The organism is Pseudomonas sp. CCC3.1, from assembly GCF_034347405.1.
Taxonomy (GTDB): Bacteria; Pseudomonadota; Gammaproteobacteria; order Pseudomonadales; family Pseudomonadaceae; genus Aquipseudomonas.
Genome location: NZ_CP133778.1, coordinates 12,663 through 29,126, shown reverse-complemented (window position 1 = coordinate 29,126; position 16,464 = coordinate 12,663). Strand labels below are relative to the sequence as shown.

At 54.0% G+C, this 16,464-nt stretch carries 13 protein-coding genes; all 13 read right to left on the bottom strand.

What is annotated here, in order from left to right:
- Positions 1–7 precede the first annotated feature (7 nt).
- The 13 genes from rplV to rpoB all read right to left on the bottom strand — a co-directional run bounded on the left by rplV (position 8) and on the right by rpoB (position 16,452).
- Complete coding sequence (gene rplV, locus RHM56_RS00155) at positions 8–340, bottom strand: 50S ribosomal protein L22 (protein ID WP_003444373.1); 333 nt, start codon at positions 338–340, stop codon at positions 8–10.
- A 13-nt stretch (positions 341–353) separates the two neighbouring features.
- Positions 354–629 (bottom strand): 30S ribosomal protein S19, encoded by a 276-nt coding sequence (rpsS, locus tag RHM56_RS00150; protein WP_003232420.1) that lies wholly within the window; start codon positions 627–629, stop codon positions 354–356.
- 16 nt (positions 630–645) lie between these two features.
- Complete coding sequence (gene rplB / locus RHM56_RS00145; RefSeq protein ID WP_019409904.1) at positions 646–1,470, bottom strand: 50S ribosomal protein L2; 825 nt, start codon at positions 1,468–1,470, stop codon at positions 646–648.
- Positions 1,471–1,484: 14 nt separating this feature from the next.
- Positions 1,485–1,784: a 50S ribosomal protein L23 gene (rplW, locus tag RHM56_RS00140; RefSeq protein ID WP_003444375.1), complete on the bottom strand. Its 300-nt coding sequence runs from the start codon at positions 1,782–1,784 to the stop codon at positions 1,485–1,487.
- Positions 1,781–2,383: a 50S ribosomal protein L4 gene (rplD, locus tag RHM56_RS00135; RefSeq protein WP_019409903.1), complete on the bottom strand. Its 603-nt coding sequence runs from the start codon at positions 2,381–2,383 to the stop codon at positions 1,781–1,783. Before rplD ends, rplW begins: the two co-directional genes overlap by 4 nt.
- 12 nt (positions 2,384–2,395) lie before the next feature.
- Positions 2,396–3,031, bottom strand: coding sequence for a 50S ribosomal protein L3 (gene rplC / locus RHM56_RS00130; protein ID WP_019409902.1), 636 nt, complete (start codon positions 3,029–3,031; stop codon positions 2,396–2,398).
- 81 nt (positions 3,032–3,112) lie between these two features.
- Positions 3,113–3,424, bottom strand: coding sequence for a 30S ribosomal protein S10 (gene rpsJ / locus RHM56_RS00125; protein WP_003186070.1), 312 nt, complete (start codon positions 3,422–3,424; stop codon positions 3,113–3,115).
- Positions 3,425–3,567: 143 nt separating this feature from the next.
- Positions 3,568–4,761: an elongation factor Tu gene (tuf, locus tag RHM56_RS00120; protein WP_017848801.1), complete on the bottom strand. Its 1,194-nt coding sequence runs from the start codon at positions 4,759–4,761 to the stop codon at positions 3,568–3,570.
- A gap of 35 nt (positions 4,762–4,796) precedes the next feature.
- Positions 4,797–6,902 carry an elongation factor G gene (gene fusA, locus RHM56_RS00115; protein WP_322237329.1) on the bottom strand — a complete coding sequence of 702 codons (2,106 nt, stop codon included), beginning with the start codon at positions 6,900–6,902 and terminating at the stop codon, positions 4,797–4,799.
- A 30-nt stretch (positions 6,903–6,932) separates the two neighbouring features.
- Positions 6,933–7,403, bottom strand: coding sequence for a 30S ribosomal protein S7 (gene rpsG, locus RHM56_RS00110; protein ID WP_019409900.1), 471 nt, complete (start codon positions 7,401–7,403; stop codon positions 6,933–6,935).
- A 123-nt stretch (positions 7,404–7,526) separates the two neighbouring features.
- Positions 7,527–7,898, bottom strand: coding sequence for a 30S ribosomal protein S12 (gene rpsL / locus RHM56_RS00105; protein WP_002555494.1), 372 nt, complete (start codon positions 7,896–7,898; stop codon positions 7,527–7,529).
- 216 nt (positions 7,899–8,114) lie between these two features.
- Positions 8,115–12,314 carry a DNA-directed RNA polymerase subunit beta' gene (rpoC, locus tag RHM56_RS00100; protein WP_322237326.1) on the bottom strand — a complete coding sequence of 1,400 codons (4,200 nt, stop codon included), beginning with the start codon at positions 12,312–12,314 and terminating at the stop codon, positions 8,115–8,117.
- Between the two features lie 64 nt (positions 12,315–12,378).
- On the bottom strand, positions 12,379–16,452 hold the full coding sequence (rpoB, locus tag RHM56_RS00095; RefSeq protein WP_019409898.1) for a DNA-directed RNA polymerase subunit beta: 4,074 nt from the start codon (positions 16,450–16,452) through the stop codon (positions 12,379–12,381).
- Between the last annotated feature and the right edge of the window lie 12 nt (positions 16,453–16,464).

Here is a 16,464-nt window from a genome sequence, read left to right as displayed (position 1 = left end):
GACTCCGTTACTTGTCAGCAACCTTGACAGTGATATGGCAAGACCGCTTGACGATGCGATCAGCGCGGCCTTTGGCACGCGGCATGATGCGCTTCAGCGAACGCCCTTCGTTGACGAAAACGGTGGCGACTTTAAGGTCGTCAACGTCAGCGCCTTCGTTATGCTCGGCGTTGGCTACGGCCGACTCCAGCACTTTCTTGATGATCTCGGCGGCTTTCTTGTTGCTGAAAGCCAACAGGTTGAGCGCTTCGCCCACCTTCTTCCCGCGGATCTGGTCGGCGACCAAGCGGGCTTTCTGGGCGGAGATTCGAGCGCCCGACAACTTAGCGGCTACTTCCATCGTTCCTTACCCCTTAACGCTTGGCTTTCTTGTCTGCCACGTGCCCACGATAAGTGCGGGTACCGGCAAACTCGCCTAGTTTATGGCCAACCATGTCTTCGTTCACGAGAACTGGGACATGAAGACGACCGTTATGCACAGCGATGGTCAGACCGACCATTTGTGGCAGGATCATCGAACGACGCGACCAGGTTTTCACCGGTTTGCGATCGTTCTTTTCCGCCGCCACTTCGATCTTCTTCAGTAGGTGAAGATCAATAAAAGGACCTTTTTTCAGAGAACGTGGCACTGTCGTATCCCTCTATTTACTTGCGACGACGGACGATCATTTTGTCGGTACGCTTATTACCACGAGTCTTCGCGCCCTTAGTCGGGAAGCCCCATGGCGATACCGGATGACGACCACCAGAGGTACGACCTTCACCACCACCATGTGGGTGGTCAACCGGGTTCATGGCAACACCACGAACGGTTGGGCGAACGCCACGCCAGCGTTTGGCACCAGCTTTACCCAGCGAACGCAGGCTGTGCTCGGAGTTCGAGACTTCGCCCAGCGTTGCACGGCATTCAGCCAATACTTTACGCATTTCACCAGAGCGCAGACGCAGGGTCACGTAGACACCATCGCGAGCTACCAGCTGAGCCGAAGCACCAGCGGAACGTGCGATTTGCGCGCCTTTACCCGGCTTCAATTCGATGCCGTGTACGGTGCTACCTACTGGAATGCTACGCAGCTGCAGCGAGTTACCTGGCTTGATCGGCGCCAAAGCACCTGCGATCAGCTGGTCACCAGCGCTCACGCCTTTAGGGGCGATGATGTAACGGCGTTCGCCGTCTGCGTACAACATAAGAGCAATGTGAGCAGTACGGTTTGGATCGTATTCGATGCGCTCAACAGTGGCTGGAATGCCATCTTTGTCGTTGCGACGGAAATCGACCAAACGATAATGCTGCTTATGACCACCACCGATGTGACGCGTGGTAATACGGCCATTGTTGTTACGACCACCAGACTTCGATTTTTTCTCGAGCAGCGGTGCGTGAGGAGCGCCTTTATGCAGCTCCTGGTTGACCACCTTGACCACATGACGGCGGCCAGGGGAAGTCGGTTTGCATTTAACGATTGCCATGATGCACCCCTTCCTTACTCAGCACTGCTGCTGAAATCGAGATCTTGGCCTGGCTGAAGGGAGATTACTGCCTTCTTCCAGTCATTACGCTTGCCCACGCCGCGAGCTGTGCGCTTGCTCTTACCCAGAACATTCAGGGTAGTAACACGCTCAACTTTCACGCTGAACAGGCTTTCGACGGCCTTCTTGATTTCCAGCTTGGTTGCATCAGTAGCAACCTTGAAAACGAACTGGCCTTTCTTGTCTGCCAGAACCGTAGCCTTCTCGGAAACGTGCGGGCCAAGCAGAACTTTAAATACGCGTTCCTGGTTCATCCCAGCAGCTCCTCGAATTTCTTCACGGCCGACACGGTGATCAACACCTTGTCGTATGCGATCAGACTAACTGGATCGGAACCTTGCACGTCACGTACATCAACGTGTGGCAGGTTACGAGCAGCCAGGTACAGGTTCTGATCAACAACTTCGGACACGATCAGGACGTCTGTCAGACCCATGCCAGTCAGTTTGTTCAGCAGATCTTTGGTTTTCGGTGCTTCAACAGCGAAGTCCTGAACCACGACCAGACGATCAGTACGCACCAGTTCAGCAAGGATGGAACGCATTGCTGCGCGATACATCTTCTTGTTGAGCTTCTGAGAGTGATCCTGTGGACGAGCTGCGAAAGTGGTACCGCCGCCACGCCAGATTGGGCTACGGATAGTACCGGCACGAGCACGGCCAGTACCTTTCTGACGCCAAGGGCGCTTACCGCCACCACGAACGTCGGAACGGGTCTTTTGCTGCTTGCTACCTTGACGGCCGCCGGCCATGTAGGCCACGACTGCTTGGTGAACCAGCGTCTCGTTGAACTCGCCGCCGAAAGTCAGTTCGGAAACTTCGATCGCTTGAGCGTCATTTACGTTTAATTGCATGTCAGCTTCCCCTTAACCGCGAGCCTTGGCCGCCGGACGTACAACCAGGTTGCCGCCAGTAGCGCCAGGAACAGCACCCTTGACCAACAACAGATTGCGTTCAGCGTCGACGCGCACTACTTCGAGGGACTGTACGGTCACGCGCTCAGCGCCCATATGACCGGACATTTTCTTGCCCTTGAATACACGACCAGGAGTCTGGCACTGGCCAATAGAGCCCGGGACGCGGTGGGAAACGGAGTTACCGTGAGTGTTATCTTGGCCACGGAAATTCCAACGCTTGATCGTACCCTGGAAGCCTTTACCTTTGGACTGACCGGTTACATCAACCAGTTGACCAGCAGCGAAGATTTCAGCGTTGATCAGGTCGCCTGCTTGGTACTCGCCTTCTTCAAGACGGAATTCCAGCACGGTACGACCAGCTGCAACGTTTGCCTTGGCGAAGTGACCCGCCTGAGCAGCTGTTACACGCGAAGCGCGACGCTCGCCGACAGTGACTTGCACTGCACGATAGCCATCGGTTTCTTCAGTTTTGAACTGGGTGACGCGATTCGGTTCGATCTCAATGACCGTGACCGGAATGGAGACACCTTCTTCGGTGAAAATACGGGTCATACCGCATTTACGACCGACTACACCAATAGTCATGTTGTAAACCTCATGAGTGTACGGGGCTTTCACCCGCTATGGCCGCCCATTTCAGAGCGTTACACGACTAAGACCCAAGTCTTAGCCGAGGCTGATCTGCACTTCCACACCGGCCGCAAGATCAAGCTTCATAAGTGCATCAACGGTTTTATCCGTTGGCTGGACGATGTCCAGAACGCGCTTATGAGTACGGATCTCGTACTGGTCACGCGCGTCTTTGTTGACGTGCGGGGAGACCAGAACGGTGAACCGCTCTTTACGGGTAGGCAGTGGAATTGGACCACGCACTTGAGCACCAGTACGTTTCGCGGTTTCCACGATTTCCTGGGTTGATTGGTCGATCAGGCGATGGTCAAAAGCCTTCAACCTGATACGGATTTGCTGATTTTGCATTGGATTTCAGACTCCAGATTGCTATTCCCACCGAGCGCAATACGCCCGTTAAAAGGAGGCGCAATTCTATAGACGACCCCACTAGGTGTCAACTCAATAAAAAAAGCCCCCGCTGAGCGGGGGCTTTTTCATGCAATCATCGATTACTCGATGATTTTGGCTACGACGCCAGCGCCGACGGTACGACCGCCTTCACGGATAGCGAAACGCAGACCATCTTCCATCGCGATGGTTTTGATCAGGGTAACAGTCATTTGAATGTTGTCACCTGGCATTACCATTTCAACGCCTTCTGGCAGCTCGCAGTTACCAGTCACGTCAGTAGTACGGAAGTAGAACTGTGGACGATAGCCTTTGAAGAACGGAGTATGACGGCCGCCTTCTTCTTTGCTCAGAACGTAAACTTCTGCGGTGAACTTGGTGTGAGGCTTAACAGTGCCTGGCTTAACCAGAACCTGACCACGCTCAACGTCGTCACGCTTGGTGCCACGCAACAGAACGCCGCAGTTCTCGCCTGCACGACCTTCGTCGAGCAGCTTACGGAACATTTCAACGCCGGTGCAGGTGGTAACAGTAGTGTCACGCAGACCAACGATTTCCAGCGGATCTTGAACGCGAACGATACCGCGCTCGATACGACCAGTCACAACAGTACCGCGACCAGAGATCGAGAATACGTCTTCGATTGGCATCAGGAACGGCTTGTCGGTCAGACGAACTGGTTCTGGGATGTAGCTGTCCAGAGTCTCAACCAGTTTACGAACGGCAGTGGTGCCCATTTCGTTGTCGTCTTTGCCTTCCAGAGCCATACGAGCAGAACCGATAATGATCGGAGTGTCGTCACCTGGGAAGTCGTAAGTGCTCAGCAGATCGCGCACTTCCATCTCAACCAGTTCCAGCAGCTCAGCGTCGTCTACCAGGTCAGCCTTGTTCAGGAAAACCACGATGTACGGAACGCCAACCTGACGGGACAGCAGGATGTGCTCACGAGTTTGCGGCATCGGACCATCAGCAGCCGAACAAACCAGGATCGCGCCGTCCATCTGGGCAGCACCGGTGATCATGTTCTTCACGTAGTCAGCGTGACCTGGGCAGTCAACGTGAGCGTAGTGACGAATTTTCGAGTTGTATTCAACGTGCGCAGTGTTGATGGTGATACCACGAGCTTTTTCTTCTGGCGCGCTGTCGATTTTATCGAAGTCAACGATTGCCGAACCGAAAACTTCGGAGCAAACACGAGTCAGAGCTGCAGTCAGCGTGGTTTTACCATGGTCAACGTGACCGATAGTGCCAACGTTGACGTGCGGTAGGGAACGATCAAATTTTTCTTTAGCCACGACAATTAACTCCTTGCCTAAAGGACTGAACTAAATCAGCCTTGTTTTTTAGTAACAGCTTCGACGATGTGCGACGGCGCTGTATCGTATTTTTTGAATTCCATAGAGTAGCTTGCGCGACCCTGAGACATGGAACGAACGTCGGTCGCATAACCGAACATTTCACCCAACGGAACCTCGGCACGAATAACTTTGCCGGAAACCGTATCTTCCATACCCTGGATCATGCCGCGACGACGATTCAAGTCGCCCATCACGTCACCCATATAGTCTTCAGGTGTAACAACCTCTACCGCCATGATCGGCTCAAGCAACTCACCACCGCCCTTCTGGGCCAGTTGCTTGGTAGCCATGGAAGCAGCCACCTTAAACGCCATCTCGTTGGAGTCGACGTCGTGGTAAGAACCATCAAACACGGTAGCCTTCAGGCCGATCAGCGGATAGCCGGCAACAACACCGTTCTTCATCTGCTCTTCGATACCCTTCTGGATAGCCGGGATGTATTCCTTAGGAACCACACCACCTACCACTTCGTTCACGAACTGCAGACCTTCCTGACCTTCGTCAGCAGGAGCAAAACGGATCCAGCAATGGCCAAACTGACCACGACCGCCGGACTGACGAACGAACTTGCCTTCGATCTCACAGCTCTTCGTGATGCGCTCACGATACGAAACCTGAGGCTTACCGATGTTGGCTTCAACGTTGAACTCACGGCGCATCCGGTCAACCAGGATGTCCAGGTGCAACTCGCCCATGCCAGAGATGATCGTTTGACCAGTCTCTTCATCAGTTTTAACGCGGAAAGATGGATCTTCCTGAGCAAGTTTGCCCAGAGCGATACCCATTTTTTCCTGGTCATCTTTGGTCTTAGGCTCAACAGCAACCGAAATAACCGGCTCCGGGAAGTCCATGCGAACCAAGATGATTGGCTTGTCAGCGTTGCACAAGGTTTCACCAGTGGTGACGTCCTTCATGCCGATCAAGGCCGCGATGTCACCAGCGCGTACTTCCTTGATCTCTTCACGGGCGTTTGCGTGCATTTGCACCATACGACCCACGCGCTCTTTTTTGCCTTTAACCGAGTTGATTACGCCGTCGCCGGAGTTCAACACGCCCGAGTAAACACGGACGAAAGTCAAGGTACCCACGAATGGGTCAGTAGCGATCTTGAACGCCAGAGCCGAGAACGGCTCGCTGTCGTCTGCATGACGCTCCAGCTCGATAGTCTCGTCATCCGGGTCAGTACCCTTGATAGCAGGAATATCGGTAGGCGCAGGCAAGAAGTCGATAACGGCGTCGAGAACCAGGGGAACGCCCTTGTTCTTGAAGGAAGAACCGCAAACAGCCAAGACGATCTCACCAGCGATAGTACGCTGACGCAGAGCGGCCTTGATTTCCGCGATGGTGAACTCTTCACCTTCGAGGTACTTGTTCATCAGCTCTTCATTGGCTTCGGCCGCAGCCTGAACCATGTTGTCGCGCCACTCATCAGCCAGATCTTTCAGCTCAGCTGGAATTTCTTTGCGAACAGGGACCATACCCTTGTCTGCATCATTCCAGTAGACAGCTTCCATATTGATCAGATCGATCTGACCCTGGAAGTTATCTTCAGAACCGATAGCGAGCTGGATAGGCACCGGAGTGTGACCCAGACGCTTTTTGATCTGCTCGATTACGCGCAGGAAGTTCGCACCAGCACGGTCCATCTTGTTTACGTAAACAAGACGTGGAACGCCGTATTTGTTGGCTTGACGCCATACGGTTTCCGACTGAGGCTCAACACCCGAAGTACCGCAGAACACCACAACCGCGCCATCGAGCACACGCAGGGAACGCTCAACTTCAATAGTGAAGTCAACGTGGCCTGGGGTATCAATTACGTTGAAACGGTGTTCGTCTTTGTACTGCTTGGCAGAACCTTTCCAGAAGGCGGTAATAGCAGCAGAAGTAATGGTAATACCACGCTCCTGCTCCTGAACCATCCAGTCTGTGGTCGCGGCGCCATCATGCACCTCGCCCATTTTGTGACTTTTGCCAGTGTAAAAAAGGACGCGCTCAGTGGTGGTGGTTTTACCAGCATCCACGTGAGCAACGATACCAATGTTACGGTAGCGATTAATCGGAGTAGTACGAGCCATAAAGCCCTCGCAAAATTAGTGACGCTGGATTTAGAAGCGGTAGTGCGAGAAAGCTTTGTTAGCTTCGGCCATACGGTGCACGTCTTCACGCTTCTTAACAGCAGCACCTTTACCTTCAGCAGCGTCCAACAGTTCGCCAGCCAAACGCAGAGCCATAGACTTCTCGCCGCGCTTACGGGCGAAGTCTACCAACCAGCGCATTGCCAGGGCGTTACGACGGGACGGACGAACTTCGACCGGAACCTGGTAAGTAGCACCGCCTACACGGCGCGACTTCACTTCGACCAGCGGAGCGATGGCGTCGAGTGCTTTCTCGAAGAGTTCCAGGGGATCGCCGTTCTTGCGTTCTTTAACCTTTTCCAGCGCGCCATAAACGATACGCTCGGCAACGGCTTTTTTACCGCTTTCCATTACGTGGTTCATGAACTTGGCCAGAATTTGGCTTCCGTATTTTGGATCGTCAAGCACTTCGCGCTTGGCTGCTACGCGTCTTCTTGGCATGGATAAGCCCTCAAACGGTCTTCAGGTTAGCTCGGAACCATTACACCCAGAGGATGCACGTCCGACCTTACTCTTATCGACTCAGAAAAAAAGAAATCTGCATTATTTACCAGTAACCGAATACTACTTCGGCTTCTTGGTACCGTACTTCGAACGACCTTGGTTACGACCTTTAACGCCGGAAGTATCCAAAGAGCCGCGAACGGTGTGATAACGAACACCTGGCAAGTCTTTTACACGACCGCCACGGATCAGTACCACGCTGTGCTCTTGCAGGTTGTGACCTTCACCACCAATGTACGAGGAAACCTCGAAACCGTTGGTCAGGCGCACACGGCATACTTTACGCAGTGCCGAGTTAGGTTTTTTCGGCGTAGTTGTATACACACGGGTGCATACGCCACGACGTTGCGGGCAGTTTTGCAGCGCAGGCACGTCGGATTTCTCGACGATACGCTTACGCGGCTGACGTACCAGCTGGTTGATAGTTGCCATCTACTAGCTCCACTGTTGTCTTGCGACGCTATTGTCTTGCAAGAAAAGCAAAATGGCAGGAACGAATTCCCGCCAAATTTAGGGGTACAAGAGTCTAAAGAGGATCTTGTCCCCAGTCAAGGCAAGGCCCCGACCTTCCCGCTCATCAACCCTCGACAAAATGTCTCGAATCGATGAACGGAATGGTCAGGGCCTACCCTTCATTTATCGCAGAACTCAGTTACCGCTTGAGTTCAGCGCTTCGGTCAGTGCTGCTTCCACTTCACTGGCGCTTACGCGCAATGGTTTGTCAGCCTCACGGCGGCGCTTGCGCTCGCTGTGGTATGCCAGACCAGTACCTGCCGGGATCAAACGACCCACGACAACGTTTTCTTTCAGGCCGCGCAGGTAGTCGCGCTTGCCGGTTACCGCTGCTTCGGTCAGTACGCGGGTAGTCTCTTGGAAAGAGGCCGCAGAGATGAACGATTCAGTCGACAACGACGCCTTGGTGATACCCAACAGAACGCGAGTGAACTTGGACACAAATTTGTCTTCGTTACCCAGACGCTCGTTTTCGACCAGTACTTGCGTCAACTCCATCTGGTCGCCCTTGATGAAGGAGGAATCGCCAGACTCGGCAATTTCAACTTTACGCAGCATCTGACGAAGGATCGTCTCGATGTGCTTATCGTTGATTTTTACGCCTTGCAGACGGTAAACGTCTTGAATCTCGTTAACGATGTACTTTGCCAGCGCACTCACACCCAGCAAACGCAGGATGTCGTGTGGATCGCTTGGACCGTCCGAGATAACTTCGCCGCGGTTCACTTGTTCGCCTTCGAAGACGTTCAGGTGGCGCCACTTTGGAATCAGCTCTTCGTACGGATCGCTACCGTCGTTCGGGGTAATAACCAGACGGCGCTTGCCTTTGGTTTCTTTACCGAACGCGATGGTGCCGCTGACTTCAGCCAAGATCGAGGCTTCTTTCGGACGACGCGCTTCGAACAAGTCAGCAACGCGCGGCAGACCACCGGTGATGTCTCGAGTTTTCGAAGTTTCTTGCGGAATACGAGCGATAACGTCACCGATCGCGATTTCCGCACCATCCGCTACACCGACCAAAGCGTTAGCTGGCAGGAAGTACTGAGCCGGTACGTCGGTACCTGGCAACAGCAGATCCTTACCATCAACACCGACCATCTTAACGGCTGGACGGATATCCTTGCCGGCAGCTGGACGGTCTTTGGCATCAAGCACTTCAATGTTGGTCATACCGGTCAATTCGTCAGTCTGACGCTTGATCGTGATGCCTTCTTCCATGCCCACGTAGGTCACGGTACCTTTCATTTCGGTAACGATTGGGTGAGTGTGCGGATCCCACTTGGCTACGATAGAGCCAGCGTCAACCTTGTCACCTTCTTTAACCGAAATTACGGCGCCGTACGGCAGCTTGTAACGCTCACGCTCACGACCGTAGTCATCAGCGATTGCCAGCTCACCGGAACGCGATACCGCTACCAGGCAACCATCTACACGTTCTACGTGCTTCAGGTTGTGCAGACGGACAGTACCGCCATTCTTCACCTGAACGCTGTCTGCAGCAGAGGTCCGGCTTGCCGCACCACCGATGTGGAACGTACGCATCGTCAGCTGGGTACCCGGCTCACCAATCGACTGAGCAGCGATTACGCCGACAGCTTCACCGATGTTCACCTGGTGACCACGAGCCAGATCGCGACCGTAGCACTTGGCACAAATACCGAAACGGGTCTCACAGCTGATTGGCGAGCGCACGATCACTTCGTCGATGCTATTCAGCTCGATGAATTCAACCCACTTCTCGTCAACCAGGGTGCCGGCTGGAACGATAACTTCATCGGTACCCGGCTTGAATACGTCACGGGCGATGACTCGACCCAGTACGCGCTCACCCAATGGCTCTACAACGTCGCCGCCTTCAATGTGCGGAGTCATCAGCAGACCGTGTTCGGTTCCGCAATCGACTTCAGTCACAACCAGATCCTGCGCAACGTCTACCAGACGACGCGTCAAGTAACCGGAGTTAGCAGTTTTCAAGGCGGTATCCGCCAGACCCTTACGAGCACCGTGAGTCGAGATGAAGTACTGAAGTACGCTCAAACCTTCACGGAAGTTCGCAGTAATCGGCGTTTCGATGATGGAGCCATCCGGCTTGGCCATCAAACCACGCATACCGGCCAGCTGACGGATCTGCGCAGCAGAACCCCGTGCACCCGAGTCGGCCATCATGTACATCGAGTTGAACGACTCTTGCTCAACTTCGTCGCCGTGACGATCAATAACCTTCTCTTTCGAGAGGTTCGACATCATTGCCTTGGAGACTTCGTCGTTCGCTTTCGACCAAAGGTCGATCACTTTGTTGTACTTCTCGCCCTGTGTTACCAGGCCCGAGGCGTACTGGCTTTCGATTTCTTTCACTTCATCGGTAGCAGCCGCGATGATGCGAGCTTTTTCATCAGGGATAACGAAGTCGTTAACACCGATGGAAACGCCGGAAATAGTCGAGTAAGCAAAACCGGTGTACATCAGCTGGTCAGCGAAGATCACGGTCTCTTTCAAACCAACCACGCGGTAGCACTGGTTGATCAGCTTGGAGATCGCCTTTTTCTTCATTGGCAGGTTGACGACGTCGTACGACAGACCTTTTGGCACAACCTGGAACAACAGCGCACGGCCGACGGTAGTGTCGACGATACGGGTGTTGCTTACGCTGCCACCATCACGGTCGTTAACGGTTTCGTTGATCCGCACTTTAACCTTGGCATGCAGTGCGGCTTCGCCAGCACGGAATACACGGTCAACTTCTTGCAAATCGGCGAACACACGACCTTCGCCTTTGGCGTTGATCGCTTCACGCGTCATGTAGTACAGACCCAATACAACGTCCTGCGACGGAACGATGATTGGCTCACCGTTGGCTGGCGACAGGATGTTGTTGGTCGACATCATCAACGCACGCGCTTCCAACTGGGCTTCCAGTGTCAGCGGTACGTGCACGGCCATTTGGTCTCCGTCGAAGTCGGCGTTGTACGCAGCACAGACCAGAGGGTGCAGCTGAATAGCCTTACCTTCGATCAGTACCGGTTCAAACGCCTGGATACCCAGACGGTGAAGGGTCGGCGCACGGTTGAGAAGTACCGGGTGTTCGCGGATGACTTCAGCGAGAACGTCCCAAACCTCTGGCAGCTCACGCTCAACCATTTTCTTGGCTGCTTTGATGGTGGTCGCAAGACCGCGCATTTCAAGCTTGCCAAAAATGAAAGGTTTGAACAGCTCAAGAGCCATTTTCTTCGGCAGACCGCACTGGTGCAGACGCAAGGTCGGACCTACGGTAATTACCGAACGACCCGAGTAGTCAACACGCTTACCGAGCAAGTTCTGACGGAAACGACCTTGTTTACCCTTGATCATGTCAGCCAAGGATTTCAGAGGACGCTTGTTCGAACCAGTGATAGCGCGGCCACGACGACCGTTGTCGAGCAAGGCGTCGACGGCTTCTTGCAACATACGCTTTTCGTTACGCACGATGATGTCCGGAGCGGACAGATCAAGCAGGCGCTTCAAGCGGTTGTTACGGTTGATCACTCGACGATACAAATCGTTGAGGTCGGAAGTCGCGAAACGACCGCCATCCAACGGAACCAAAGGACGCAGATCTGGCGGCAGAACCGGCAGAACGGTCAGAACCATCCACTCAGGAAGGTTGCCGGAGCCCAAGAAGGCTTCCATCAACTTCAAGCGCTTGGACAGTTTCTTGATCTTGGTTTCAGAGTTGGTTTGCGGAATTTCTTCGCGCAGACGGCCAATCTCGTGCTCCAGATCGATAGCGTGCAGCAGTTCACGGACAGCTTCAGCCCCCATGCGGGCATCGAAGTCGTCGCCGAACTCTTCCAGCGCTTCGAAATACTGCTCATCGTTGAGCAACTGACCTTTCTCAAGAGTGGTCATGCCTGGATCGATAACGACATAGCTCTCGAAGTAGAGAACACGCTCGATATCACGCAGGGTCATGTCCATCAGCAGGCCGATACGGGACGGCAGCGATTTCAGGAACCAGATGTGTGCAACTGGCGAGGCCAGCTCAATGTGAGCCATGCGCTCACGACGGACCTTGGCCAGCGCGACTTCAACGCCGCACTTCTCACAGATCACACCGCGGTGCTTCAAGCGCTTGTACTTACCGCACAGGCACTCGTAATCCTTTACCGGGCCAAAGATTTTGGCGCAGAACAGGCCGTCACGCTCAGGCTTGAACGTACGGTAGTTGATGGTTTCCGGCTTTTTAACTTCACCGAACGACCACGAACGGATCATCTCAGGCGATGCCAATCCAATACGGATGGCGTCGAACTCTTCGACTTGACCCTGGTTTTTCAGCAAATTCAGTAGGTCTTTCAAGGCCTTTCCTCCTGGCGGAGCAGAGAGCGGGCAGTACAGCCCCGCTCTCGATTCGCGTCACGTGTTATTCGGTTTCCAGATCGATATCGATGCCGAGGGAACGAATTTCTTTGATCAACACGTTGAAGGACTCGGGCATGCCCGGCTCCATACGGTGATCGCCGTCCACGATGTTTTTGTACATCTTGGTACGACCGTTCACATCGTCCGACTTCACTGTGAGCATTTCTTGCAGAGTGTATGCCGCGCCGTAAGCTTCCAGCGCCCAGACCTCCATCTCCCCGAAACGCTGACCACCGAACTGCGCCTTACCACCCAGCGGCTGCTGGGTAACCAGGCTGTAAGAACCGGTAGAACGAGCGTGCATCTTGTCGTCTACCAAGTGGTTCAGCTTCAGCATGTACATGTAGCCAACGGTAACCGGACGCTCGAACTTGTTGCCGGTACGACCATCAGTCAGCACCATCTGGCCGCTGTCTGGCAGGTCTGCCAAGCGTAGCATTGCCTTGATTTCGCTTTCTTTGGCACCGTCGAACACCGGGGTAGCCATTGGTACACCGCCGCGAAGGTTCTTCGCCAGATCAAGGATTTCTTGGTCTGAGAAGTCATCCAGGCTTTCTTGACGACCGCCAATTTCGTTGTAGATCTCATGCAGGAACTTACGCAGGTCAGCAACCTTGCGCTGTTCTTCAATCATGAGGTTGATCTTCTCGCCCAAACCTTTGGCTGCAAGGCCCAAGTGGGTTTCGAGAATCTGACCAACGTTCATACGCGAAGGTACGCCCAACGGGTTGAGGACCACATCCACCGGGGTGCCATTGGCATCGTACGGCATGTCTTCAACCGGCATGATCACGGAGACCACACCTTTGTTACCGTGACGACCAGCCATCTTGTCACCCGGTTGGATGCGACGACGGATTGCCAGGTAAACCTTGACGATTTTCAGCACGCCCGGAGCCAGGTCATCGCCTTGCTGCAGTTTGCGCTTCTTGTCTTCGAACTTGTCGTCCAGCAGACGACGGCGATCGATGATGTAAGCCTGAGCTTTTTCAAGCTGCTCGTTCAGAGCGTCTTCAGCCATGCGCAGCTTGAACCACTGCCCATGTTCAAGACCGTCCAGGACTTCATTGGTGATTTCCTGGCCTTTCTTCAGACCTGCACCGCCCTCAGCCACATGGCCAACCAGAGCAGAGCGCAGACGTTCGAAAGTGGCGCCTTCTACGATACGGAACTCTTCGTTCAGATCCTTGCGGATCTCGTCCAGCTGAGTCTTCTCGATCGACAAGGCACGAGCATCACGCTCAACACCGTCACGAGTGAAGACTTGTACATCGATGACAGTACCTTTGGTACCGGTAGGTACGCGCAGGGAGGTGTCTTTAACGTCGCTTGCTTTCTCACCGAAGATTGCACGCAACAGCTTCTCTTCTGGCGTCAGTTGGGTCTCGCCTTTCGGGGTGACCTTACCAACCAGAATGTCGCCAGCGCCAACTTCAGCACCTACGTAAACGATACCGGCTTCGTCCAGCTTGTTCAGTGCAGCTTCACCGACGTTCGGGATGTCCGCAGTGATCTCTTCAGGCCCAAGCTTGGTGTCACGCGCCACACAGGTCAGTTCCTGAATGTGGATCGTGGTGAAGCGGTCTTCTTGAACTACGCGTTCCGACAAGCAGATGGAGTCTTCGAAGTTGTAACCGTTCCAGGCCATGAACGCGATGCGCATGTTCTGACCCAGAGCCAGCTCACCCATATCGGTGGACGGGCCATCAGCCATGATGTCGCTGCGCTGTACGCGATCACCCTTGCGAACCAGTGGACGCTGGTTAATGCAGGTGTTCTGGTTCGAGCGGGTGTATTTGGTCAGGTTGTAGATATCAACACCAGCTTCGCCGGTCTCAACTTCATCATCAGCAACACGAACCACGATACGGCTAGCATCAACAGAGTCGATCACGCCGCCACGACGAGCCACGACGCAAACGCCGGAGTCACGCGCTACGTTACGCTCCATGCCAGTACCTACCAGCGGCTTGTCAGCGCGCAGGGTGGGTACAGCTTGACGCTGCATGTTCGAACCCATCAACGCACGGTTGGCGTCATCGTGCTCGAGGAACGGAATCAACGACGCAGCAACCGAAACTACCTGCTTCGGCGAAACGTCCATCAAGGTGACGTCTTCCGGCGCCTTAACGGTGAATTCGTTCAAGTGACGAACCGCTACCAGTTCGTCGATCAGTACTTTCTTGTCGTTCATCGTGGCCGAAGCCTGAGCGATCACGTGATCAGCTTCTTCGATGGCGGACAGGAATACGATCTCGTCGGTGACCAAAGCGTCTTTCACCACACGGTACGGGCTTTCAAGGAAGCCGTACTGGTTGGTGCGCGCATAAGCAGCCAAGGAGTTGATCAGACCGATGTTCGGACCTTCCGGCGTTTCAATCGGGCATACACGACCGTAGTGCGTCGGGTGTACGTCACGAACTTCAAAGCCTGCACGCTCACGCGTCAGACCGCCCGGGCCCAGTGCAGAAACACGGCGCTTGTGGGTGATCTCGGACAGCGGGTTGTTTTGGTCCATGAACTGAGACAGCTGGCTGGAACCGAAGAACTCTTTGACCGCAGCAGCCACTGGCTTGGCGTTGATCAGGTCCTGCGGCATCAAGCCTTCGCTTTCTGCCATCGACAGACGCTCTTTGACCGCACGCTCTACACGTACGAGGCCAACGCGGAACTGGTTTTCAGCCATTTCGCCAACGCAGCGAACACGACGGTTACCCAGGTGGTCGATGTCATCGACGATGCCTTTACCGTTACGGATGTCGACCAACGTCTTCAGTACCGCGACGATGTCTTCTTTGCACAACACGCCCGAACCTTCGATTTCGGTACGACCGATACGACGGTTGAACTTCATCCGGCCGACCGCAGACAGGTCATAGCGCTCAGGGCTGAAGAACAGGTTGTTGAACAGAGTCTCGGCAGCGTCTTTGGTTGGCGGCTCGCCAGGACGCATCATGCGATAGATCTCGACCAGTGCTTCCAATTGGTTGCTGGTGGAGTCGATCTTCAGGGTGTCGGAGACAAACGGGCCGCAATCGATATCGTTGGTGTACAACGTTTCGATACGAACAACCTGGCTCTTGGCAACTTTTGCCAGGATTTCAGTTGTCAGCTCGGTGTTGCACTCAGCAATGATTTCACCAGTGGCCGGGTGCACGATTGCCTTGGCTGTTGTGCGACCCAGGACATAGTCCAGAGGCATAACAAGCTCTTTGACACCGGCTTTTTCCAGCTGGTTGATGTGACGAGCAGTAATACGACGGCCTTGCTCGACAATCACCTTGCCTTTGTCATCGGTAATGTCGATGGCCGCAATTTCACCACGCAAACGTTGTGGAACCAGTTCCAGGCTGATGCTTTCGCCTTGAACATGGAAAACGTTAGTGGTGTAGAACGCGTCAAGCACTTGTTCAGTTGTATAACCCAGTGCGCGCAGCAGTACCGATGCAGGCAGCTTGCGACGACGGTCGATACGTACGAACACGCAGTCTTTCGGGTCGAACTCAAAGTCCAACCACGAACCACGGTAAGGAATGATACGCGCGGAATAAAGCAGCTTACCGGAGCTGTGCGTCTTGCCGCGGTCGTGATCAAAGAACACGCCCGGGGAACGGTGCAGCTGGGAAACAATTACACGCTCGGTACCGTTGATTACGAAGGTACCGTTTTCAGTCATCAGGGGGATTTCACCCATGTAGACTTCTTGCTCTTTGATGTCCTTGATCGCTTTGTTCGACGATTCTTTGTCGAAAATGATCAAACGAACTTTTACCCGCAAAGGTACGGCGTAAGTTACACCGCGCAACACGCATTCTTTGACATCAAATGCCGGTTCGCCCAAGCGATAACCGACGTACTCCAGCGCAGCATTGCCGGAGTAGCTGATGATCGGGAAAACGGATTTGAAGGCCGCATGCAGGCCCACGTCGCGGAACTGATCTTTAGTCGCTCCCGCCTGCAAGAATTCACGATACGAATCCAGCTGGATTGCCAAGAGATACGGCACATCCATGACGTCCGGCAACTTGCTAAAGTCCTTGCGGATACGTTTTTTCTCAGTATATGAGTAAGCCATCAGCGTTCCCCA